The organism is Rhodoferax sp. AJA081-3 (assembly GCF_017798165.1).
Taxonomy (GTDB): Bacteria; Pseudomonadota; Gammaproteobacteria; order Burkholderiales; family Burkholderiaceae_C; genus Allorhodoferax.
The window spans coordinates 3,735,504-3,757,610 of sequence record NZ_CP059068.1 but is presented as its reverse complement, the minus strand read 5'-3'; the positions used below and the strand labels follow the sequence as shown (position 1 = coordinate 3,757,610).

The following is a 22,107-nucleotide window of genomic DNA, read 5'->3' as shown; positions in this document are numbered from 1 at the left end:
AACACCACTTATGCCAGCACGGTGGCGGCGGTGGCGGGTGCCGACCGCACCGCTGGCACCGCAACGGGCCGCAACAAAAAGTGCGCTAGCGCTGGCATCAACACCAGTGCACCCACCATGTTCCAGACGAACATAAATGCCAGCAAGATACCCATATCGGCCTGGAACTTGATAGGCGAAAAAGCCCAGGTGGCAACGGCCAGCGCCAGCGTGATGCCAGTGAGCATGACCACACGCCCGGTGAACTCCAGCGCATGCAGATATGCAGCCGACAAACTGTCGCCAGCGCGCAGCCGCGCCAGCATCACCGACAACACATACAGCGCGTAGTCCACACCAATACCGACACCCAGCGCAATCACCGGCAGGGTTGCAACTTTGACACCCATGCCCAGCCCCACCATCAGGGCCTCACACAAGATGGAGGTCAGCACCAGCGGCAACACCGCACACACCACAGCACGCCAGGAGCGGAAGGTGATCCAGCACAGCAGCAGCACCGCGCCATAGACCCACAACAGCATCTCGTGCATGGCCTTCTGCACGACGATATTGGTGGCGGCGTCAATGCCGGACGAACCAGCGGCCAGCATAAAGCGCACATCGCCTGCGGGTTGTGCCGCAATGAAGTGCTCCACCTCATCCACGACACGTGTCAGCGTTTCGGCCTTGTGGTCCTTTAGGTAGACATATAACGACAGGAAGGAGCAGGCCTGGTTGAACAGTTCGCGCGGCGCGCGGGTCTGCACACCGCCCAGCGCGCTGGCGTTGGGGAACAGCTCGAACCACTTCAGGTTGCCCTCGTTGTAGCCCACCATGGCCAGCTTGGACAGTTGGGCCATGGAGTTGGTGGATTCCACACCGGGCAACTGCTCCAGTTGCCAGGCCAGTTGGTCCACCCGGGCCAGCGTGTCGTACTGGGTGCACTGGTCCTCGGGCGTGGAGACCATCACCGTCAGGATGTCACTGCTGGCGGCGTAGTGCTGGGCCAGGTAGGCGTTGTCGCGGTTGTAACGCGAGTCGGCCCGCAGCTCGGGCGCTCCGGGATCCAGGTCGCCAATCTTCAGGTGCAGGCTGACCGCGTAGCCGCCACCGGCCAGCAGCAGGCAAACCACAATGGTGGTCAAGGCCGGGCCGCGCTGGGTGAACAGATCGAGCAACGCCCACAAGCGGTTGCGGCGCGGTGCATGTTGGTCAATGGCGGGGCCGTCGTACGCCGTGGCGCCGTCGCGGCCATCCGCCGCTTCCAGTTGCAAGCTACGCCGCGCACCGCGCGCGCTCACACCCACGTATGACAACAGAATGGGCAGCAACACCAGGTTGGTAAAGATCAACACGGCGACACCAATACTGGCAATCACCGCCAGGTCCTGGATCACCTGAATCTGGATGATGGCCAGCACCGCAAAACCCACCGCGTCACACAGCAGCGCGGTGGCACCGGCCACAATCAGGCGGCGAAAGGTGTAGCGAGCCGCAACCACCTTGTGGGTGCCACGGCCAATGTCCTGCATGATGCCGTTCATCTTCTGCGCGCCATGGCTCATGCCGATGGCAAAGACCAGAAAGGGCACCAACACCGAATACGGGTCCAGCTCATAGTGCAGCAGCGCCAGCAGGCCAAACTGCCACACCACCGCCACCAACGAACACGCCACCACCAGCGCTGTGCTGCGCCCGCAGCGGGTGTAGCCATAGAGCACGGCGGCGCAGATCAGCAGCGCCAGACCGAAGAACAGCAAGACCTGTTGCAGGCCCGCGATCAAATCGCCCAGCACCTTGGCGAAGCCGATGACGTGGATGCGAAGCGAGTCGTTCTCAAACTTGCTGCGCAACACTTCAATCTTGCGCGACAGGTCGCCATAGTCCAGCGCCTCACCCGTCTTGGGGTTCTTGTCCAGCAGCGGCACAAAAATGATGCTGGACTTGAAGTCACCGGCCACCAGTTGCCCGATCTCGCCCGAGCGCTCCACATTCGCACGCACCTCGGCCAGCGCGGCGGGTGAGCCGTCATAACTGTCTCCCATCACGGTGTTGCCGTCCAGCCCTTCCTCGGTCACCGCTACCCAGCGTGTGTTGCTGGTCCACAGCGACTTCATGAAGGGACGGTCCACGCCAGGCAACAAAAAGATTTCGTCGCTGAGCTTTTGCAAGGTGTCCAGGTAGTCCTTGTCGAAGATGGAAGCACCCGTCGTCTCCACCACGATGCGCATCGCATTGCCCTGCCCCGCCAGATTGCTTTTATTGGCCAGGTAGTTGGCGATATAGGGGTGTGTGGTGGGAATGGTTTTTTCGAAACTGGCGTTCAGACGCAGGCTCAAGGCCTGCCAGCCCAACAGCAGCGTGATCAGCAGGCAAATTCCCATGACCCAGGGGCGGTGGTTGAAGAATGCACGCTCCAAGGCCGTGCCGGAGTGGGTGTCAAAGTCTTGGAGTCGGGCGACGACCGGTTGGGCGTCCAGGGAGGTATCGGCGTGCATGGTGTCGTGGTGGTCGTGAAATGGCGTTGAATGCGTGGGGACGGTCGGTGGTCAGGGTGCTTTTTGGCGACGCAGGCCGCGCAGGCTGGCCAGCACCAGTTGGCCGTCGGCCGCAGCGGCGCCAGAGGCTGGCAGTGGTCCACCGGGCGGTGCAATCTTGCTGACGCTGCGCCCGTCATCGCGGCTCAGCAACAGGTCGCCGGTCTGGCTCAGCAGTGCCAGTGCGCCGCCGTCCAGCTCCACCGCCGCGCTGATGGACACCGGCACGCCCGTCTGCACGGCGTCCCAGTGCGCGCCCTGGTCGGCGGAACGCAGTGCGTTGCCCCGCAGCCCGTAGGCGAGCAAGGTGCCCGAGCGGGCCGCCAGCAGGCCAAAGAAACTGCCCTTGTAGGGTGAAGTCAACGCAGTAAACGTGGCACCCGCGTCGGCAGACTTCAGCAGCAGGCCTTGTTCGCCTGCAACAAACACATTGCTGCCCACATACCGCACGCCATACAGATGCAAACTTTTGGCATTGGGCAACCGGTCCAGGGCGGGTGTCCAGGTCTTGCCACCGTCAACCGTGGCAAAGGCCAGGTTGTAGGCGCCGACCGCCAAGCCGTTTTGTGTATCACTGAAGTCGACATCGAAGAAAGGTTTGTCCGGCCCCTCTTCGGCAAAACGCTGGGCCGCGCGCAGCACGCGTTCATCTGTGCTGGTACGCGCAGCCGTTGCTACGGCCTGGGCCGCCTGCACGCCATCGAGTTGCAGCGCCCAGGTTTGCCCCGCGTCTTCGGTCTTCAAGATCACACCCAGATGGCCCACTGCCCAACCGGTGCGATCATTGACAAAACGCACGGCCGTCAACGTGACCTGCACCGGCACCTGGGCTTGTTGCCAGCTCTGGCCGGCGTTGTCCGACCACAGTACCGTGCCACGTTCGCCCACCGCCACCAGGCGCTGCCCGGCGCGGGTCACGGCCAATGTTGCAGCTTGCAGAGCCTTGGGACTTTGCAGCGCGGCCTGGGTCAACACACGTGGCACCGCCCCAGACCCCACGGGAGTTGGCGATGCCTGGGCCGCTGCCAGGCTGCCCACGGCCCACAGGCACAGCGCCAGCGCCAAGCCCCTTCGTGAGGGCGTTCTGACAGCGACCGCGTACATCAGCGTGTCCCCTCGTTGGCCAGCTCTTCAGGGCTGAAGAAGGACCGTGGAATGGGCGCTACCGGTTTGTACTGCGTCTTCAATTCGTTAGACGCCATGTTCAGGTAGTAGGCGCCGGTTTGCAGGTCGTAACCACCCCACATCATGTTGCCGATGATGGCCGGAATGTCGGGCGCCATCAGCGTCAGCGTGTAGTTGGTGCGCCAGAGGTCACCCTTGGCATCCCAGCCGTCGAACAGCATGATTTGCCAGCTGTCTTCGTCGATGTAGTACTTTCGCTTGGGCACCACATGGCGTTTGCCTGCCGCCAGTGTGGCCTCCACTTCCCACACGCGGTGCAGCTCCCAGCGGACCTGCGCCGGGTTCAACGTGTTGGGTGTCACCAGATCCGCCACCGGGGCCGACGCGGCCTTGTTGTTGTTGTAGGGGATGTAGATCTCCTTCTTGCCCACCAGCTTCAACTCGTGTTTGTCGATGGGGCCGAACAGCATGAAGGCCTCGTCAAACAGACCAATGCCCGAGGTCACCGAATCCGGCGTGTCGTAGGCCACCGAGGGCGCCTTGCGCACACGACGCTGGCCCACCAGGTATTGCCACAGGCCGCGTGGTTGGCTGGCGTTGAGGGCGTCGTGCGCCAGGATGGCCTCGCCCGACTTGGAACCGGGCTCGCTGACCGCGAACTTGCCCAAGCCTGCATAACCGTCAAACTTCTCAATGCTGCCTTCGGGGTCGTAATACTGCTTGCGGAAACTCTGCATGCCGCCGGAGGCCATGGCGCGTTTGCCATCACCCGTCACCACCCACACACGCACCGGTGTTTGCACGTAACTGCCCACCCAAGCCAGGCGGTGGTTCTGGAACACCTCGTACCCGTCCTTGGGTATGGGAAAGGGTGTTCCGCCATAGGCCGCCTCGGTGCCCTGGCCACCATCTACCAGCTTGGCGCGGGTCGCGTTCTTGAAGGTGTTGTCGTACACCCATTGCGGTGCGGCGGCGCTGCGGTGTGTGGGGTACACGTCGATGCGGAAGTCGGGGTACTTCTTCATCAAGGCCTTCACGCCATCCGTGAGCTTGGCGGCGTGCTGGTCCATATTTTTGGCGTTGATGGACAGTAGTGGTTTTTCACCCGGGAACAGGTCGGGGCGGGGGTCGCCACTTTTGTAGCCTGCCGGGGCCTTGGTGATGCCGCCTGTCCAGGCCGGGATGCTGCCATCCGCATTGGCGCCGCGCTCGGCCCCCAGCGGGGTCAGCGTGGTCTTGAGTTTGGCGGCCTCGTCAGCAGAGACGGCGGCCCAGGCGCTGGAGGTGGCCAGCGGTGCGACGAGAAGGCCCGCAACAAGCGTGGCCAAAAGAGTAGGTTTGTGGTGCATGAGAAAACTCCGTTTCAGGAAATGCGGATCAGACGTGCGGATCAATCAGAACGTGCGCGACACGGTGAAGGACAGGTTGGCGCGGTCCTTCAGCGTCTGGCCAAAGGTGAGCTGGCGGGGCGAGCCTGTGCCCGCAACCAGGGTTTCGGTAAAGGTCTTGGCAGGGCCAAAGAAGTCGCTGTAAACCAGGGCCAGGTTCCACACACCCTGGTACTTGCCCTTGATGCCTATGCTGTAGTCGCCTGCGTTAGATGCGCCACCGGCAAAGTTGGCAATGGCCGAGGAGCGGCCACCAAAGTTGTAGCCCACACCGACCGGTATCGACAGGTCCAGCCCCGGTAGCACCTGGAAGTACTGCGGCTCAAACAACACGCGAAAGGCCCAGGCGTCCCGCGTGGTGTTGGGGTCCAGACCACCCAGACCGGCGCTGCTGCCGCCCGGCCCGATGGCGAAGATGTCCTTGGTCACTTTGAGCGTGCGGTTGAACGCCAGCTCCGCCACAATGGCGCCGCCCTGCCACAGGGCATTGGGTTGCAGCACATAGATGCCCGAGGCCTGCAAGTGGGCGGTGTCACCCACCGCGTAACAGGGCTTGTTGTCACTGGTGTCGCAGTGCAGGATGGGGCCTAGGCCCAGCACCGCGGGGTCGCTGTTCAGCGGCGCGTTGCTGCGCACCGAACCTTCGACCGCCCAGTTGAGTTGCCCCACCGAATAGGTCACGCTGGCACCCACCGTGCGGATGTTGCTGGCGTAGGCCAGGTGCACATTGCCGTTCACAAAATCGAACACCGGCACGGCGGGAGTTTTGTCGTGGTACTGCGCAGCGTAAAAGCCGAACTCGTATTCGCTGCCGGTGGGGCTCCAGCGCAACTGCATACCGCCTTGGCCCGAGTCCTTGGGATTGAAGTCCTTGGTGGCGTCGTAGCCCAGCAGAATCGGGTTGCCCTTGGTGTCGTTGCCAAAGTTGACAACACCGGTGCCTACGTAATCCTGGTTGGAGAAGTAGCTGCCCACACCAGGGATCTTGCTGGGGCGCCACTTGAGCTGGTAGTAGGCGCCCAGCGACAAACCTTCGGCCACTTGCAGCGAACCCGATACCTGCTCCACTGGCAGCAGCACTTCCTTGAACTGCCACCCCGGCACTGACACGACCTTGGCCACATCCACCGGGCCCTGCGCGTTGGCAATGCCGTTCTGGCCGAAGAACAGGCTCTCGCCCCATTGCAGCGTGTGTTTGCCGACGCGCACAGTGCCCTTCATGTTGTTGATGTCACCCTTGAAGTAGACAAAGGCATCGAGGATCTCGCTGCCCTGTCCGTGTTGGGCGCGGGTCGATGGCAAGAAGTCGTCGGGCGCCTGTGTGGCGACATGGTTATTGGCCAACGGGTAGTTGCCAACAACCATGCTGCCGACATTGACCGGTGTGCCCCGGTAGCTGTTCTTGCGCAGGTAGACGCTGTCGTGCCAGGCGGTGGCGCTGATGCGGCCACCAAAGTTTTTGCCGCTCACATCCAGCTCGGCCAACAGATCCCAGCGGTTGGAGATCTGGCCCTTCTGGAAATTGTGGTTGCCATCGTCTTCGTTGATGGTGCCGGGGTCGGTTGTCACATCAAAGCGGGTCAGCTCCGGCATGGGGTCTTTCAACCGGTTGGCCGTGCTGTATTTGGGTGTCAGGTCGAGCCGGATCTTGAAATCCGAGTCGGGTGTGTCAATGTCAAAGGCGTGTGCAGCGGGCAGCGCGAGCGCTACCGCTGCCGCAACCCAAGTGCGGCGGTGGTTCATGGTTTGTCTCCTGTTAAAGGTGGTTTAGCCCGGGCTTGGCGCCCGGTGTTATCTCTTCTGTGTCTCAGCGTTGCAGCACGAACTGCCCGCCTTCGATCTTCAGCATCACCACGGCGCGTTCGTCAAAGCCGATGTGGTCAGTCGGTGTGAAGTTGAGTACGCCATGTGAAATGACGATTTCTTTTTCACTCTCCAGCGCATCGCGCAGCGCCTGGCGGAACTCGGTTGTGCCCGGCTTGGCCTTTTTCAGCGCGAGCGGCACGATGCGTTGCAGCACCTTGAGCGCGTCATTGGCGTGCGCCCCAAACTGCGTGCGTGAATTGGCGCCATGGGTTTTCTCAAACGCATTCACGTATTCGGTGGCGACCGGCTTGATGGGGTTGTTGGCCGCCAACTGTTCGGCCACCAGCACCGGGCCGGCCGGCAGAATCGCACCGTCCATGGCCTTGCCACCCACACGCACCAGGTCGGGCGACGCGGCGCCGTGCGTCTGGTAAATAGGACCGCTCCAGCCACGCTCCCGCAGGTTGATTTGTGGCATGGCGGCGGCCGAACCGGCGCCCACAATCAGCACGGCGTCGGGCTTGGAGGCAATGGCGCGCAAGGCCTGTGACGTGATGGCTGTGTCGGGCGGGGCGAATCGCTCGGTGGACACCACCTCCAGCCCGGCCTTCTTGGCTGAGGCACTGAAGGCCTGTAGCCACATCTCGCCATAACCTTCGTTCCAACCCAGGAAGGCGACCTTCTTCACTTTGTCGGCCACCATACGTTTGGCCACGGCGTCCGACATCAGCGACACCGGCTGCGGCAGCGGGAAGGTCCAGTCGTCTTTGCCACCGGGGCGTGGCGCCGGTGCAAAGGCAAGCTGCACGGTGCGTGTCTCGGCCGCTACCGGCGCCATGGCCAGCACGGCCGGAACGCCCGAGGAACCCAGCAACAGGTCCACCTTGCTCTCAATAATGAAGCGGCGTGTGTTCTTGACCGCGCCTACGGAGTCAGAACCATCGTCCAGCACGATGAGCTTGATCTTCTCGCCGCCAATGCGCTCGGGCCACAGGTCCAACGAGGTCTTGACCGGCAGGCCCAGCGAGGACAGCGGGCCCGTCAATGATAGGTTCACGCCGATGTTGATGTCAGCGTGTGCCGCCGCACCTAGTGTGAACAGTGCCGCCGCGCACGTGGCGCGCAAAATTTTCTTCTTCATAGTGTCTCCAATCCTTGTAGATTTTTGGGATGTATCAGCGGTAGGTGAAATCGGGGTGTTTCATGCATTCGGTGTCCATCAAACTGCGCATGGCAAAGGTGTCTCCCGTTTTTCGCGAAGCCACTTACGCAGCAGCGCATTGAACACTTCGGGTTGTTCAAGCTGTGGGGTATGCCCGCAGTCCTGGAGCCGCACAAACTCTGAACCGTTGCACAGGCCATGCGCTGTGATGGAGTGGCTGATCGGCAACACCACATCCTGTTCACCATGAACGATCCGCGTCGGAATGCTCAGGCCTTTCAGAATCTGATGTGAACGCGTCCACACCTCCCGGCGCTGGCCACGTAGCGTGGTCAGTGCGCGAAGCAGGCTCAGAAAGTGGGTTGCAGCGCCTGGCCTGTGCACATTGCGCTCAATGGCGGCACGCACCAGTGGCGTGATCGCTTCAGGCCGATGGACGATGGCCTTGATTTGTTGCGCCACCGCCATGGGGCCAGGCTTGTTCATCAACGCGCCCAGCCCAGGCAGTGTCATCAGCTTGAAGGCCCCGAACACTTCGGCACCCAAAGCGGCCGAGTTGGCCAGCAGCAGAGAACTGACGCGAGTGGGTGTCTGGTCGGCCATGCGCAGGGACATGGCCGCCCCAAGCGAGTTGCCAACCAGATGCACCCGCTTGACCCCCAAATGGTCCAGCAGCTTCCAGGCCATGCCGGCCTGCCCCTCAAGGCTCATCGCATCTGCGGATTCGTCCGACAAACCATGCCCAGGCATGTCCCAGGCGATCAGACGCAGGGACTGCCCCAGGTCATCGAACTGCCGGTGCCAGAACTCTAGCGATTCGCCAATGCCGTGCGTCATCAGGATCGCTGGCCCCTCGCCACCGCTGTCCCGGTATCGGATCCTGACGCCGTTGATAGAAACGAATAGGTCGCTCATGGAGTCACTTTCAGAACGGAATGGTGGTTTCTAACTAGAGGTAGGTCGAAGCCAGGCCGCCATCGACCGGGATGTTGACGCCGCTAACCCAGCGCGCCGCATCGCTGCACAGCCAGGCAATCACCGGTGCAATCTCGTCGGCAAAGCCGGGGCGCAGCATGCGGTGGGCGTCGGCCTGCACACGTTCCTGGCCCAGCATGGAGACAAAGTCACCCAGGATCGGCGTGAAGACCGGGCCAGGCGCCACGCAGTTCATACGCACACCTTTGCCCATGAACCATTCCTGCGACTGGGTGGCGTTCCACACAATCAGCGCTTCCTTGAAATACTGGTAACACGTTGCGTGTGGCACCGGGTGGTCGCGCAACCAATGGGCACCGGCGGCAAAACTCTTCATCACCGCCAGCTCCTTGTGCAATGCCAGGCGTTGCGGCCACTCGGCCCCCAGGATGGACGCGACGTTGACGATGCTGCCGCCGCGCGGCATGCGGGCCAACACCTTTTCGGTCAGGTGGCGCACACCCAGGTAGTTGACGCGGGCCACCAGGTCGCCATCGGCCGTGCCGGGCACACCGGCGATATTGCACAGTGCATCGATGCGGTCCGGCAGTTGCGCCACGGCCGCGTCAATGGCCTCGGCCGTGCCCAGATCGGCTTTGACGAAATGGTCCAGCGTCAGGCTGGGGTCGTTGCGGTCCAGGCCAATGACGGTGGCGCCCTGGAAGCGGGCGAGCTTGGCCACCTCGGCGCCTATGCCGGAGGATGTTCCGGTAATGACGATGGTTTTGCCTTGCAGTTGCATGCTGTGTCTCCTTGTTGTTTGAAGAATGGAAATGCGGGGTTCAGAACGGATACATCGGGGCCGTGTCTTTGACGGTCATCCACTGCCACTGGGTGTATTCCTCCCAATCGGCGGGGCCACCCACGCTGGTGCCGTTGCCCGCGATGCCAGGGCCGCCAAAGGGATTGACGCAATCGTCATTCACCGTCTGGTCGTTGATGTGCACCATGCCGCACTTGAGCTGCTGGCCCACGGCCATGGCACGGCCCACCGATTGGGAAATGACGGCACAGGCCAGGCTGCCGGTGTTGTTATTGGCCAGCGCGATGGCCTCTGCATCCGTATCGAAGATGATGATGTTGGCCACCGGACCAAAGGTTTCCTCGTCAAACACGCGCATGCCGGGCTTGACGCCGGACAGCACCGTAGGCTTGTAAAACAGGCCATCAAACGTGCCACCCGCCTCCAGCTTGGCACCGGCCTGGATGCTGTCTTGCACGATGGCATGCACACGGTCGCGCTGCTTGGCATCGATCAGCGGGCCTAGTGCGACCTGGCCGCTGGCACCATCGCCCACCGGCAAATGCGTGGCCTTGGCCACGAGGCGTTGTGTGAGTTCGGCGGCGATGCTCCGCTGCACCAGGATGCGGTTGGACGCCATACAAATCTGCCCCTGGTGCAGGTAGGCGCCCCAGGCCGCATTGCTGGCGGCAATGTCCAGATCGGCATCGTCCAGAATCAGCAGCGAGTTGGCGCCGCCCAGCTCCAGCGACACTTTCTTCAGATGCCTGCCCGCCAGTTCACCAATACGGCGGCCCACGGCAGGCGATCCGGTGAAGGCAATCATGGGCACCAGGGGATCGGTCACCAGCGCTTCACCCGCCTCGGCATCGCCGGGCAATACGTGCAACAGGCCTGCGGGTAATCCGGCCTCGGCAAAGACGCGGGCAATCATCAGGCCGCCGGTCACCGGCGTGCGGCTATCGGGCTTGATGACCACAGCATTGCCGGCCGCCAGGGCCGGCGCCACGGCGCGTATGGTTAGGATCAGCGGAAAGTTGAACGGCGAGATCACACCCACCACGCCGTGTGGCACACGCCGCGCGATGCTGGTGCGCCCCGGCACGCTGGGCAACACATGGCCTTGCGATTGCAGTGGCATGGCGGCGGCCAGGTGGCAGATGGTGATGGCCTCGCGGATCTCGTGTTGGCCCTTGGGCAAGATGCCACCGGTCTCCCGTGTGGCGTACAAGGCCAGCTCGTCAAAGTGCTGTTGGAACAACGCACCGGCGCGGCGAAACACCTCCGCCTTTTCGCGCGGTGGCACCGCCACCCAGGCCTTTTGCGCCGCAGCCGCAGCCCGCGTCGCCACTGCCATGTCAGCCGCATTGGCAATGCCCACGGTCGACAACAGGCGCCCGGTGGCGGGCTCCAGCACCTCGCGCACACCACCGCCCTTGGGGGTGGGCGCCAGGCCAGAGAAATTCAAAAATGCAATGTTTTCAGAAGCGCCCATTTGCTGTCTCCTTGGGTTGTTTGATCAAGTCACCACATCCGAGTGGCGTAGCACTTCATTGCAATGCGCGGGCCAAGCCATGCCACCCAGTTGCTGTAAATGCCCGTGCAAGGCACCTGCATGCTGGGGAAATTAGGGACATACCCTAGGAAGATCTATTGCGGTGCAGCAGCGCCAATTTGGGCAAAAACTTTTACCAAATGGTGAATAAATGCCGCTACATTTATCCAAAGCATCAAAATAACGAGCAAGACAATGCCACCCTCCAAGCGGATATCCCTGGCCGATGTGGCCCGTGCCACCGGCACCACCTTGGGTAATTTCGACAGCACAGCCGTGGCCAAGGCCATGGGCAGCTTCACCAGCACCCAAGTCGGCGGCGGTCTTCCACCCAGCGCGGCCCACCCCAGCGTGGCCGACATCAGCGAATGCCTGTTCTTCTCACCCGGTGACGGGCGCATCTGGCTGCAAGACCAGCGCATGGTGCTGCTGCACACCGAGGCCCTGGGCTCGCTGCGCCGCGAAATGATCGACAGCCTGGGCCAGGAGCGCGCCCGCGGCCTCTTCACGCGCGCGGGATACGTGAGCGGCGCGCGCGACGCACAAATGGTGCGCAAACAATGGCCCGACGCAGACCCGCTGGCCGCTGCCATTGCCGGCACGCGCCTGCATGCGCTGGAGGGCGTGGTGAAGGTGGAACTGGTGCGTGCGTCCTACGACCCCGACACCAGCCGCTACGAAGGTGAATTCCTGTGGCACAACGCCAGTGAGGACGACGAACACATTGCCGCCTACGGCATTGGCGGCTCACCGGCCTGCTGGATGCAGGTGGGGTATGCCACCGGATATGTCAGCACACTGCTCGGCTGCCTGGTGGTGTTCCGCGAAATCGAGTGCCGCTCCATGGGCGACGCACATTGCCGCGTGCTGGGCAAATCGGCCGAGCTGTGGGACGACGTGGAAGAGGACATGCGTTACCTCAACGCCAAGGAGTTTGTCGACACCGCCGCATATGCGCGCCCGGCCGCCAGCGCCGCCGAGTTACCCACGGCTGCTGTGGCCGGAGATGCCATGGTGGGCGCCTCGTCCGCCTTCAACGCGGCCTGCCACCAATTGAGCCGCGTGGCCCGCACATCGGCCACGGTGCTGTTCACCGGTGAGTCCGGCGTGGGCAAGGAAAAATTTGCCAGCATGTTGCACAAGATCAGCCCACGTAAGGACCAACCGTTTGTGGCCGTTAACTGCGCGGCGATTCCGGACACGCTGATCGAATCCGAGCTGTTTGGCGTGGAGCGCGGCGCTTACACCGGGGCCAGCCAGTCGCGGCCTGGCCGGTTTGAACGCGCCAGTGGCGGCACCTTGTTTCTGGATGAAATCGGCACGCTGAGTTTTGTGGCCCAGGGCAAGCTGCTGCGTGCGCTGCAAGAGGGCGAGATCGAACGCGTGGGCGGCACACGCAGCATTGCGGTCGATGTGCGTGTGGTGGCCGCCACCAACGAAGCCCTGCGCCAGGCCGTGCGCAACGGCACCTTCCGCGAGGATCTGTTCTTTCGCCTCAACGTGTTTCCCATCCACCTGCCGCCACTGCGTGAGCGCCGCGACGACATCCCCCTGCTGATGAACCACTTCTTGAACCACTACCGGCACAAACATGCCTGCCAGGTGCGCGGCTTCAGCCAGGCCGCCGTGCGGGCGCTGCTGAACTATGACTTTCCGGGCAATATCCGCGAGCTGCAAAACTTGGTAGAACGCGCCGTGATCACGGCGGATACAGACGGCCTGATCGACCTGCACCACCTGTTCACCAGCGGTGAGACCTTGAGCGAAGAGGTGATGACCCTGCGGCTGCAAGCCGGCTCGGGCACGCTGAACCTAAATGCGGCGCGGGTTGTACCCGAAACAGGTAGTGACAGCAATGGCAGTAGCAAACCGGGGCCCCAGACACTGGAGCAAACCGAGATTGAGACCTTGCAGCGCGCCATCACCGCCGCACACGGCAACCTGTCCGCCGCAGCACGGTTGCTGAACACCACACGGCCCAAGCTGGCGTACCGGGCGCGCAAGCATGGGTTGATTGACTGAGTGTGGAGCCGTGCGCAGTTTCAGCATAGACGCTATGTTTTATATAGCTGCATTGCCATATTTCACGGGGGATACAGGCAAAATTCATGATAATCATCAGCACAACCTGTCCACAAAAGCTGTTGACGAACACACTGCGGGGCAAGCCGGCGATGGCGTCGCCACCGCCCACCGCCAGTGCTGCCAGCTACACCGCTCCGTCTCTACGCAGCAACGCCGCTTCGAAATGCGCCAGCTCTTCGTCCAAGCTGCCCCGGCTGCGGAAGTGTCGGTTGGCCTTGTCATACCAGTACTCGGCATCTTCCAGATCGCCCTCCTGGATGTGCAGGATGCCGTGCAGCCAGGCACCCAGCGGTGAGTCGTCGCTCTGCACCAGGTTGTGCGCCTCGCGCCAACGCCCCGCGCGCTGGTGAACCAGGACTTGGCGAAGAATGGTCATGGCAGGCTCCTTCTCTTTGTGTGCGAGGCGTTCTGCGCCGATGCTCAGGCCGCACCGATTTGACTGAGCAGCTTGTCAAAGTTGCCGTACAGCGCATCGCCACGCAACAGCCGACTGCCCTTGACATCATGGACTACCAGGGCTGGCACGCCCTGCACACCAAAGGTCTGCATCAGGCCCCGCGCCTTCTGGATGCGCGCGGCGTTGGTGGCCAGCAGCTCGGCGTCGCTTGCGGCCAAACTGTCCGCGGCAGCAGCCAAACCCAGGTCGCGCAACAGCGATACGACCACCGAACCGTCACAGGTGTCCAGCCCCTGCACATAGCGGGTCTCCTGCAAAACCTTGAGCGTCTCCAGCTCGCGCTGCGGCGCGGTCAAATACACCGCAGTCAACGCCAGTGTCGTAACTGCCGAGTCAAAGGCGCTGCCGAGGTGGCCTAGTACCTTGCTGCGATAGGCCTGGGTGAAGCGTTGGCCTGTCAGCTTTTCAATGCGCACGTCATTCGACCACGCGTAATCTGCAAACGCCGCGTCCAAGGTGCGCCCGCCACCGGCAAATAGCCCCGAAGGGGCCAGCTCCAGCTGGATATTGGCTTGCTGACCCAGTTGCTGGATCGCGGGCGACGCGCCATAACACCAGCCGCACAGGGGGTCGAACAAATAGGTAACGGTGGTGTGCGTGGTGCTGTCTTCTTCCCGATTAGTGCGGATCATGAAAGGCTCCTATTGGGGTTGGTTTAAAAGCGCCCTGTAGCGTTGGTATGGACTTTAGTTTCCATATCCGTTCAGATAAACCCCATGTTCCGGCCATTACTGTTTCACAAATCACTCAAATAGTGGATTAACAGCCCGTTCACGCGCTGGAACGGGGCTGAGGGCGCTTCTGTTGCGCGCGCGCACGTTTGGGTTTACGGGCTGCGTGCGAGATGGTGCGCCTCAGTTGGCACAAATGCTACGTTTTGTATAGCTATATCACTATATTTCACGGGGGCTAGAGGCCAATTTGATCTATCGGCCAAGGAACGCCAGTGCGCTGGGCACAAAATCGGCATGGAACTGGAAGATGCCGCCATGGCCTGCATCGGGATAGATGATCAGCGTGCTGTTCGGGAGTCGCCGCGCCAGGTCATGTGTGTTGGGCGTGGGGACCATGCGGTCCGCATCGCCGTTGACAACAAGCACAGGCTGCTTGACCACCGACAGGTCAACCGGCGTCTTCTGACCCCAGACGCGCAAGGCCTCCAGTTGCGCCATAAATGCGCGCACAGAAATTTCCTTGTCACGGTTCTCCGTGCGCTCCTTCAGCCGTTCCAGGAAGGCCTTGCCAGCTGCGATGCCGCCAGGTGTGCGGGTGAAGAACAGGAACTGCTTCGCATCCTGGCCCGTGAAGAAGCCCCGCAGCATGTCGTAGAAGGTGACGCCCGCCACCGAGCTGATGCCTTCGCCACCGGCAGGCCCGGTTCCCGCCACGATCATTTTGCGGATGAGTTGTGGCTCCTTCAACACGATTTCCTGCGCGACCATGCCGCCCATGGAGAAACCCAAGAGGTCAACCTGCGTCAATCCCTTTGCCTTGATGAAGGTGATGGCATCGTCGGCCATTTGCTCCATGGAGTTCGCCGGTGAGCCACTGGATGCGCCGATGCCACGGTTGTCAAAGGCGATCACGTGGTGCTTGGCGGCCATGCCGTCCATGATGCGGGGATCCCAGTTGTCCAACACGGCGGCCAGGTGGACGAGAAACACCACGGGCGTTCCGCCGTTCTGCTTGCCCAACTCTCGGTACGCGAAGTTGACATCGCCCACCGTGATGGTTTGCGTGGGGACGTTCTTCCAGGAGTAGCCAGCCGCCTTGGCCGCCGCCGGCGGCGCTGGGGTTGTGAATAACATGGTTGACCTTTGGCGTTGTGTGCGTTCGATATTCCCGGCTCAGTTGGCCGGAGGCAGATAGACCGGGCGCGGCGCGGCCAGCCCTTGCCGGACCTGCTGAGTCAACACATCGGCCAACACTTCATCCGCACCGGCCTCCAGTCCGTCGAGTGCGCGCTGGACGATGTCTTCGGCGCTGCTCTTCTGCACATCGAAGCCGCGTGTGAGGTCGGTGTCGACGTAGGCCATGTGCAGGCCCAGCACCTGGGTCTTCTGCGCCGCCAGTTCGTGGCGCAATGCGTTGGTCAATGACCAGGCGGCCGACTTGCTTGCCGAGTACGCGGCCAATTCACTGCCGTTGAGCCAGGACGCAACCGACAACACATTTATCAGCGCACCGCCGCCATTGGCCTTGAGCACCGGCGCAAAGGCCTTGCTCATGTTCAGCATGCCAAAGAAATTGGTTTCAAAAATGCGGCGTGTAACGGCTTCGCTGTCTTGCGCGAGAAAACCGCCGGGTTGAGCAATACCTGCGTTGTTGATCACCAGGGTCACATCCGCCGCCTGGTGTGCGGCGGCTGCGATCTGCTCTGCGTTGGTCACGTCCAGCTGCAAAGCCTGCACACCGGCCAAGGTGACGGTAGCAGGATTGCGCGCGGCGGCGTAGACCTTGCGGGCGCCGCGGGCAAGCAAGGCACGGGCGAACTCCAGGCCGATACCGCGGTTGGCACCGGTAACAAGAACAACAGCATTTTCGATTTTCATGGGGAACTCCAAAAAGGGATGGGGGATGGGGAAACTGGACTCACTTGACCTTGACAACTACCTTGCCTTTGGCACGGCCCGCTTCGACGTAGGCCAAGGCTGCATTGGTTTCTGCGAACGGGAAGACGCGGTCCACCACGGGTCGGATAACGCCGGTCTCCAAGAGGCGAGTGATCTCGCGCAGTTGTGGACCGTTGGCCTTCATAAAGAGGAACGAATAGTCGACACCCAGGCCTTTTGCCTTGCGGCGGACACCCGCGCTCAGCAGCCGCAGGACCAGCCGGACGAAACCAGGGGCTTTGATCTCCTTGCCGAAGGCGGGGTCGGGTGGTCCAGAAATGGAGATGAGTTTTCCACCGGGTTTGAGCACACGCAGCGACTTCACCAGCGTCTCGTTGTCCTGGCTGTTCAGCACCACGTCGTAGTCTCGCAACACCTCTTCAAAGTCTTGCGTCTTGTAGTCGATGACCACGTCCGCGCCCAGGCTCTTGACGAGTGCAACATTGCCCGTGCTGGTTGTGGTGGCCACGGTGGCGCCCAGGTGTTTGGCCAGCTGGATGGCAAAGGTGCCCACGCCGCCGGAGCCGGCCTGGATGAAAACCTTCTGCCCCTTCTTTATCTTGGCCTTTTCCACCAGCGCCTGCCAGGCCGTTAAGGCCACCAGCGGAATCGACGCAGCTTCTTCCATCGTCAGGCCCTCGGGCTTAAGCGCCAGGGATGCTTCCTTGACCGGAACGAATTCCGCAAACGTGCCGATCCGAAAGTCGTCCGCCCGCGCGTAGACCGCGTCGCCGATCTTGAACTGCCGCACGCGGCGGCCAACCTTGACCACCTCGCCCGCCACGTCGTGGCCCAAGATCAGCGGCAGCTTGTAGGGCAGGATGAGCTTGAACTCACCGCTGCGGATCTTGGAGTCCAGCAGGTTCACACCAGCGGCATGCACCTGGACCAGGACCTCGTCATCGCGCAGCTCGGGCGTTGGCACATCCGCCAGGCGCAATGCGTTTTTTTTTCCATAACGTTCAACGGTGAAGGCTTGCATGGTGGTTTCTCTTTTCAAAAAGTGGCGGGGTGGAACACGTGGTTTTGGACAAATTCGGCATTTCGCATGATGTTCATCATATTTAAGGGCAAAAAAAATGTCAGTCTTTGGCTGCGGGCTTTGGCGGTGTCAGGCTTCTCAAGCTTGCGCTGCATAACGCGTCAGACAACGCAGGATCATTGACGGCGCGGGCCAGCGTCAGCGTGCCCACCATGGTGGCCACGGTCACCAGCGCACGCTCATGCGCGGCGGGTTGCCCCCAGTCGGGATACTGGCGGGCGATCAGGTCAACCATTTCCTTGATGCGGCGCGTGGCGGCATAACGCACCTCGGGTGATTGGCGTGGCATCTCGGAACCCAGGGCCGAAATCGGGCAGCCCGTCTCAATGCTCGCGAGATGCTCTTTCGAGAGGTAGACCTGCATCAGAGCCTGCAACGCCTGCTCGGGTGGCACCGCGGCGATGACACTCGCCGCGACGGCGTTGGATTCGGCACCCGCACGGTCTGCCGCTTCGGCCAGCATGGCTTCGCGGGACGCAAAGTGGGCGTAGAAGGCGCCATGCGTCAGGCCGGCTTCTTTCATGATGTCGGCAACACCCGTACCGTCATACCCGCTGCGGCGGATGGCCCGTGCGGCGGCATCGACGATGCGTTCGTGTGAGGCTTCTTTGGCGGCGCTTCGGGTGTTGGGTGGTGACTTTCGCATGATGCGTATCATACTAACGATTATTCACCCTGTCAACTGCCGGCTTTAGAGGTCCAGCACCAGCCGCGCCGTCTTGGCACGCGAACAACAGGGCGTGAACTGGTCGTTGGCCGCCTGCTCCTCGGGCGTCAGGTACACATCCTTGTGGTCCGGCACGCCCGACAACACGCGGGTCAGGCAGGTGCCACAAACACCTTGTTCGCAGGCGGTCTGCACCTCTACACCCGCCGCGGACAGCGCCTGCGTAACGGTCTGATCCTTGGTGACGGTTATGACACGACCGGAGCTGGCCAACTGGACTTCGAAGCTGGCATCCGTCTCTGACTTGGCGACCTCAGCGGCGAAAAATTCATAGTGCAACTGGCTCTCGGGCCAACCACTTGCGCGGGCCGTGGTGAGCACCGCATCCATATAACCCTTGGGGCCACAGACATACAGGTGCGCGCCGGCTTGCGGGTCCTTCAGTAACCCGGCCAGGTCCAGCTTTTGCGCGGCATCCCCATCGTCAAAATGGAAATGCACTTGCGGCGCAAAGGGTGACGCGGCGATGCGCTCCACAAAGGCCGTGCGGGCGCGCGTACGGCTGCTGTAGTGCATGGCAAAGTCCGCGCCCACCATCGCCAGGCGCTCAGCCATGCACAGGATGGGGGTCACACCAATGCCACCGGCCAGCAGCAGGCTGCGCCGCGCGTCGTGCGCCAGCCCGAAGTGGTTTTTGGGCGCGCTGATCTGCAGCAGTTGTCCCTCCTGCACTTCTGCGTGCATGGCTTGCGAGCCACCACGCGAGGCCGGGTCGCGCAACACGGCGATCAGGTAGCGGTGGGTTTCATGGGGGTCGTTGCACAACGAGTACTGGCGTGTCAGGCCGCCGGGCAGATGTACATCTACATGAGAGCCTGCGGAGAAGGCGGGCAGCGGTGCGCTGTCCTCCGCGGCGACCAGTTCAAAGCTGCAAATGTCGGTGGCTTCAACGGCTTTGCACGCCACGCGGACCGTCAGGGTAGGCGCACTGCTGGACATGGTCTCGATCCTCAGTACGTGGTGCTTGCGGCGGTGGCCGCCTGCTGCTGCGCAATCAGTCGATCCAGCACCTTGCGCGACTGCACGCCACCGGCGTCGATATTGAGCATCAGCAAGGCGCGCCCGGGGTGGGCCAGCAGATTCTTCTGCTGCAGCTCCAGCATCTCCAAGTCTTCGCTGAAGATCTTGCCCTGCCCTTCGCGGATGGACGCGGTGAGGGCCTGGTCCGCAGGATTGAACTGGCGAGCCATGCCCCAGAAATAGTGGATGGAAGTCGCCGTCTCGGGCGTGATGAAGTCCACCACGATGCTGTTTGCCTTGTGCTCGGGCGCGGCGTCATACCCCCCCTTGCCGGCATGCGCCACGCCGACCTCGATCATCACGTTGCTGGGCGGCGTAAAACGGCAGATCTGCCAACGGTCCACCGGCACATCGTCCGCCAGGTTGTTGCCACGCAGCGCCATCTGCCAGAACGGCGGCGCCGTGATGTTGTGCATGAAGCGGCTGGTGATGACCTGGTCGCCCTCTACCGTGGTTTTGCACGGCACCTCGTCAATCTCTTTCTGGCCGATGCTGTTGGCGTGCACATAGGTCTCGTGGGTCAGGTCCATCAGGTTGTCGATCATCAGCCGGTAGTCACACTGGATGTGGAACAGGCCGCCGCCATAGGCCCACGCGGGGTTGTTGTGCCATTCCAGATGGGGGATGGTGTCAGGGCTAGCCAGCGCTGCGTCACCCGGCCAGACCCAAACGAAGCCATGGCGCTCGACCACGGCGTAACTTTTTATGGCCGGAAAGCCGCGCACACGTTGGCCCGGCATGGCAATGGTCTTGCCATCACAACCCATCTCCAGGCCGTGGTAACCACAGACCAGCTTGCCGTCGCAGACCTTGCCCAATGACAACGGTGCGCCACGGTGTGGACAAAAGTTTTCCACCGCGGCCACACGGTTGGCTTCGCCCCGGTAGAAGGCGATGTTCTCGCCACAGATGGTGCGCCCCAGCGGCTTGTCGGTTAACTCGTCAGGGGTGCTGGCGACATACCAGGCATTTTTGAGAAACAAGATGGTCACCTCGTAGATTGAACATAGGGGGCAATGTCAGGTATCTGCGCCGACACCAATGGGCGCTGGCGCACGCGTGACAATGTGGGTGAACAGGCGGTCGTACACCGGGTCGCGCGGATAACGGCCGGTCAGTGGATCAGCATTGGTCGCAAAGGCGGCGTCCACCTCCAGCCAGTCTTCGGCGCTCAGAACCTTCAAGGCTGCGGGCAAGATGACACTCTCCTCCATGCGAATGTGCTCCAGATAGAAGTCCTGGTATCTGCCGGCGGCTGCTTCAAAGGCTGCGCGGCGCGAATCCCCTATCCAGTGCCATGCCAGCAGCAGGTGTTGCAACTCGCGCACGGCGGACTCGCCCCTGGCATGTTCGCCGTCCAGGCGCGCAATCAGCGCAGCTACTTCGGGCACCCGGCGTGCCACGCGGGGAAAGAGCAGCTCGGTTTCCTTGGGGTGGTGCAGGCGTTCAGGGAACTCGTCGATGTAAAACAGCATGGCGCCCAGCACATCGAAAAAATTCTGGCGATCCACGCCAGGGCCGCGCGCCACCATCAGCCCGACCGAGCGCAGCAGTGCAACAAGAGCGGCATGTTCTTCACGAATGATGGTCAGGCTGGTGGGCTCCATGGTTCACTCCGGTTGTGTGGCGACGGGGGCAGGCGCGGGCCCATCCGCAAAGTTCAGCGGCAGACCTACATAGTTCTCAGCAATGGTGCGTGCACCGGCCTCGCTGTGCATCAAGTAGTCCAACTCCGCCTGCTGGAAACGCGCGCCCATGGCACCGCCTTCAGGAAAGCGGTGCATCAGCTGTGTGAACCACCACGAGAAACGTTCACCACGCCAGATGCGCTTGAGGCAACGGGCCGAGTAGCCATTGATGCCCGCCTCGGTCTTGTCTCGGTAGAACTCTATAAAAGCCTGGGACAAAAATTTGACATCCGTGGCGGCCAGGTTCAGGCCCTTGGCACCGGTGGGTGGCACGATGTGGGCGGCGTCGCCAGCCAAAAACAGGCGCCCAAAACGCATGGGCTCGGTGATGAAGCTGCGCAGCGGTGCGATGCTTTTTTCTATGGATGGCCCGGTGATGAGTGCATCACGGCCCTGTGGGTCCAGCCGCAGTCGCAACTCTTTCCAGAAGGCCTCGTCGCTCCAGGCTTCCACCTTGTCGGTCAGCGGCACCTGCAGGTAATACCGGCTGCGCGTGTGGCTGCGTTGTGAACACAGTGCAAAACCACGCGGGCTGTTCACGTAAATCAGCTCGTCATGCACGGGGGTTGTTTCAGACAACAAACCCAGCCAGCCAAAGGGATAGACCTTTTCAAACTCCTGCAGAGACGACGGCGGCACGCTGGCGCGGCACACGCCGTGGAAGCCGTCGCAGCCGGCGATGAAGTCGCACTGGATCTCGAAGCTTTGCCCGTCTTTCTCATAGGTCACGCGGGGCTGTTTGCCGTCGAAGTCGTGCACGGCCACGTTGCTGGCCTCGTACACGGTGGGCAGGTCAGCGGCTGCACGTGCATCCATCAGATCGCGGGTCAGTTCGGTCTGGCCATAAACCATGACACTTTTTCCGCCGGTGAGTTTTTGCAGGTCGATGCGGTGGCGCTGGTTGTCAAACAGCATCTCAAAGCCGCCGTGTACCAGGCCTTCTCGGTGCATACGCGCGCCGACCCCGGCTTCGTCCAACAGGTCGGTGGTGACTTGCTCCAGAATGCCGGCACGGATGCGGGTCAACACGTAGTCGCCGCTTTGGCGTTCGATGATGATGCTGTCTATGCCAGCCTTGTACAGCAGCTGGCCCAGCAAGAGGCCGGAGGGTCCGGCACCGATGATGGCAACTTGGGTTCGCATGGATTGTGACTCCTGGTTTCAATGCTCCAAGCTTAGGCACTGGGCCGCGTTTTGTCGCCCC

General features: G+C 62.1%; 19 protein-coding genes. 1 reads left to right on the top strand and 18 read right to left on the bottom strand.

Annotated elements, in window-relative coordinates; genetic code table 11:
• Positions 1-8: 8 nt before the first annotated feature.
• The 8 genes from HZ993_RS17675 to HZ993_RS17640 all read right to left on the bottom strand — a co-directional run bounded on the left by HZ993_RS17675 (position 9) and on the right by HZ993_RS17640 (position 11,212).
• Complete coding sequence (locus HZ993_RS17675) at positions 9-2,480, bottom strand: RND family transporter (RefSeq protein ID WP_209394044.1); 2,472 nt, start codon at positions 2,478-2,480, stop codon at positions 9-11.
• Positions 2,481-2,531: 51 nt separating this feature from the next.
• Positions 2,532-3,623 carry a YCF48-related protein gene (locus HZ993_RS17670; RefSeq protein WP_209394043.1) on the bottom strand — a complete coding sequence of 364 codons (1,092 nt, stop codon included), beginning with the start codon at positions 3,621-3,623 and terminating at the stop codon, positions 2,532-2,534.
• On the bottom strand, positions 3,623-4,993 hold the full coding sequence (locus HZ993_RS17665) for a DUF1329 domain-containing protein (RefSeq protein ID WP_209394042.1): 1,371 nt from the start codon (positions 4,991-4,993) through the stop codon (positions 3,623-3,625). Before HZ993_RS17665 ends, HZ993_RS17670 begins: the two co-directional genes overlap by 1 nt.
• A 45-nt stretch (positions 4,994-5,038) precedes the next feature.
• Positions 5,039-6,775, bottom strand: a complete 1,737-nt coding sequence (locus HZ993_RS17660) for a DUF1302 domain-containing protein (RefSeq protein ID WP_209394041.1) — start codon at positions 6,773-6,775, stop codon at positions 5,039-5,041.
• Between the two features lie 64 nt (positions 6,776-6,839).
• Positions 6,840-7,979, bottom strand: a complete 1,140-nt coding sequence (locus HZ993_RS17655; protein WP_209394040.1) for an ABC transporter substrate-binding protein — start codon at positions 7,977-7,979, stop codon at positions 6,840-6,842.
• A 78-nt stretch (positions 7,980-8,057) separates the two neighbouring features.
• On the bottom strand, positions 8,058-8,915 hold the full coding sequence (locus HZ993_RS17650) for an alpha/beta fold hydrolase (protein ID WP_209394039.1): 858 nt from the start codon (positions 8,913-8,915) through the stop codon (positions 8,058-8,060).
• A 34-nt stretch (positions 8,916-8,949) separates the two neighbouring features.
• Positions 8,950-9,717 carry a coniferyl-alcohol dehydrogenase gene (locus tag HZ993_RS17645; protein ID WP_209394038.1) on the bottom strand — a complete coding sequence of 256 codons (768 nt, stop codon included), beginning with the start codon at positions 9,715-9,717 and terminating at the stop codon, positions 8,950-8,952.
• Between the two features lie 40 nt (positions 9,718-9,757).
• Positions 9,758-11,212, bottom strand: coding sequence for a benzaldehyde dehydrogenase (locus HZ993_RS17640; protein ID WP_209394037.1), 1,455 nt, complete (start codon positions 11,210-11,212; stop codon positions 9,758-9,760).
• Between the two features lie 255 nt (positions 11,213-11,467).
• Between HZ993_RS17640 and HZ993_RS17635 the strand changes: the two genes are divergently transcribed.
• Entirely contained in the window at positions 11,468-13,294 is a 1,827-nt protein-coding gene (locus tag HZ993_RS17635) for a sigma-54-dependent Fis family transcriptional regulator (RefSeq protein WP_209394036.1), read from the top strand.
• Positions 13,295-13,481: 187 nt separating this feature from the next.
• On the opposite strand, the gene HZ993_RS17630 is transcribed toward HZ993_RS17635, so the two are convergent.
• The 10 genes from HZ993_RS17630 to pobA form a co-directional block, all read right to left on the bottom strand.
• A complete protein-coding gene (locus tag HZ993_RS17630) occupies positions 13,482-13,733 on the bottom strand; it encodes a hypothetical protein (protein ID WP_209394035.1) in 252 nt (83 codons plus the stop codon).
• A 44-nt stretch (positions 13,734-13,777) separates the two neighbouring features.
• On the bottom strand, positions 13,778-14,446 hold the full coding sequence (locus HZ993_RS17625; RefSeq protein WP_209394034.1) for a DsbA family protein: 669 nt from the start codon (positions 14,444-14,446) through the stop codon (positions 13,778-13,780).
• A 294-nt stretch (positions 14,447-14,740) separates the two neighbouring features.
• Positions 14,741-15,622 (bottom strand): alpha/beta fold hydrolase, encoded by an 882-nt coding sequence (locus HZ993_RS17620; protein WP_209394033.1) that lies wholly within the window; start codon positions 15,620-15,622, stop codon positions 14,741-14,743.
• A gap of 39 nt (positions 15,623-15,661) precedes the next feature.
• Positions 15,662-16,366, bottom strand: a complete 705-nt coding sequence (locus HZ993_RS17615) for an SDR family oxidoreductase (protein WP_209394032.1) — start codon at positions 16,364-16,366, stop codon at positions 15,662-15,664.
• Positions 16,367-16,406: 40 nt separating this feature from the next.
• Positions 16,407-17,408: an NADP-dependent oxidoreductase gene (locus HZ993_RS17610; protein WP_209394031.1), complete on the bottom strand. Its 1,002-nt coding sequence runs from the start codon at positions 17,406-17,408 to the stop codon at positions 16,407-16,409.
• A 100-nt stretch (positions 17,409-17,508) separates the two neighbouring features.
• On the bottom strand, positions 17,509-18,126 hold the full coding sequence (locus HZ993_RS17605) for a TetR/AcrR family transcriptional regulator (RefSeq protein WP_209394030.1): 618 nt from the start codon (positions 18,124-18,126) through the stop codon (positions 17,509-17,511).
• 33 nt (positions 18,127-18,159) lie between these two features.
• The gene (locus tag HZ993_RS17600) at positions 18,160-19,134 is read right to left on the bottom strand and encodes a PDR/VanB family oxidoreductase (RefSeq protein WP_209394029.1); all 975 of its coding nucleotides are present in this window, start codon (positions 19,132-19,134) and stop codon (positions 18,160-18,162) included.
• A gap of 11 nt (positions 19,135-19,145) precedes the next feature.
• Positions 19,146-20,198: an aromatic ring-hydroxylating dioxygenase subunit alpha gene (locus HZ993_RS17595; RefSeq protein WP_209394028.1), complete on the bottom strand. Its 1,053-nt coding sequence runs from the start codon at positions 20,196-20,198 to the stop codon at positions 19,146-19,148.
• Positions 20,199-20,234: 36 nt separating this feature from the next.
• Positions 20,235-20,822: a hemerythrin domain-containing protein gene (locus HZ993_RS17590; RefSeq protein WP_209394027.1), complete on the bottom strand. Its 588-nt coding sequence runs from the start codon at positions 20,820-20,822 to the stop codon at positions 20,235-20,237.
• A gap of 3 nt (positions 20,823-20,825) precedes the next feature.
• Positions 20,826-22,046 (bottom strand): 4-hydroxybenzoate 3-monooxygenase, encoded by a 1,221-nt coding sequence (gene pobA / locus HZ993_RS17585; protein ID WP_209394026.1) that lies wholly within the window; start codon positions 22,044-22,046, stop codon positions 20,826-20,828.
• Positions 22,047-22,107: the final 61 nt, after the last annotated feature.

Coding starts and splice junctions, on each gene's coding strand:
- HZ993_RS17675 (WP_209394044.1), bottom strand. CDS start 2,480: ATGCACGCCGATACCTCCCTGGACGCCCAACCGGTCGTCGCCCGACTC.
- HZ993_RS17670 (WP_209394043.1), bottom strand. CDS start 3,623: ATGTACGCGGTCGCTGTCAGAACGCCCTCACGAAGGGGCTTGGCGCTG.
- HZ993_RS17665 (WP_209394042.1), bottom strand. CDS start 4,993: ATGCACCACAAACCTACTCTTTTGGCCACGCTTGTTGCGGGCCTTCTC.
- HZ993_RS17660 (WP_209394041.1), bottom strand. CDS start 6,775: ATGAACCACCGCCGCACTTGGGTTGCGGCAGCGGTAGCGCTCGCGCTG.
- HZ993_RS17655 (WP_209394040.1), bottom strand. CDS start 7,979: ATGAAGAAGAAAATTTTGCGCGCCACGTGCGCGGCGGCACTGTTCACA.
- HZ993_RS17650 (WP_209394039.1), bottom strand. CDS start 8,915: ATGAGCGACCTATTCGTTTCTATCAACGGCGTCAGGATCCGATACCGG.
- HZ993_RS17645 (WP_209394038.1), bottom strand. CDS start 9,717: ATGCAACTGCAAGGCAAAACCATCGTCATTACCGGAACATCCTCCGGC.
- HZ993_RS17640 (WP_209394037.1), bottom strand. CDS start 11,212: ATGGGCGCTTCTGAAAACATTGCATTTTTGAATTTCTCTGGCCTGGCG.
- HZ993_RS17635 (WP_209394036.1), top strand. CDS start 11,468: ATGCCACCCTCCAAGCGGATATCCCTGGCCGATGTGGCCCGTGCCACC.
- HZ993_RS17630 (WP_209394035.1), bottom strand. CDS start 13,733: ATGACCATTCTTCGCCAAGTCCTGGTTCACCAGCGCGCGGGGCGTTGG.
- HZ993_RS17625 (WP_209394034.1), bottom strand. CDS start 14,446: ATGATCCGCACTAATCGGGAAGAAGACAGCACCACGCACACCACCGTT.
- HZ993_RS17620 (WP_209394033.1), bottom strand. CDS start 15,622: ATGTTATTCACAACCCCAGCGCCGCCGGCGGCGGCCAAGGCGGCTGGC.
- HZ993_RS17615 (WP_209394032.1), bottom strand. CDS start 16,366: ATGAAAATCGAAAATGCTGTTGTTCTTGTTACCGGTGCCAACCGCGGT.
- HZ993_RS17610 (WP_209394031.1), bottom strand. CDS start 17,408: ATGCAAGCCTTCACCGTTGAACGTTATGGAAAAAAAAACGCATTGCGC.
- HZ993_RS17605 (WP_209394030.1), bottom strand. CDS start 18,126: ATGATACGCATCATGCGAAAGTCACCACCCAACACCCGAAGCGCCGCC.
- HZ993_RS17600 (WP_209394029.1), bottom strand. CDS start 19,134: ATGTCCAGCAGTGCGCCTACCCTGACGGTCCGCGTGGCGTGCAAAGCC.
- HZ993_RS17590 (WP_209394027.1), bottom strand. CDS start 20,822: ATGGAGCCCACCAGCCTGACCATCATTCGTGAAGAACATGCCGCTCTT.
- pobA (WP_209394026.1), bottom strand. CDS start 22,046: ATGCGAACCCAAGTTGCCATCATCGGTGCCGGACCCTCCGGCCTCTTG.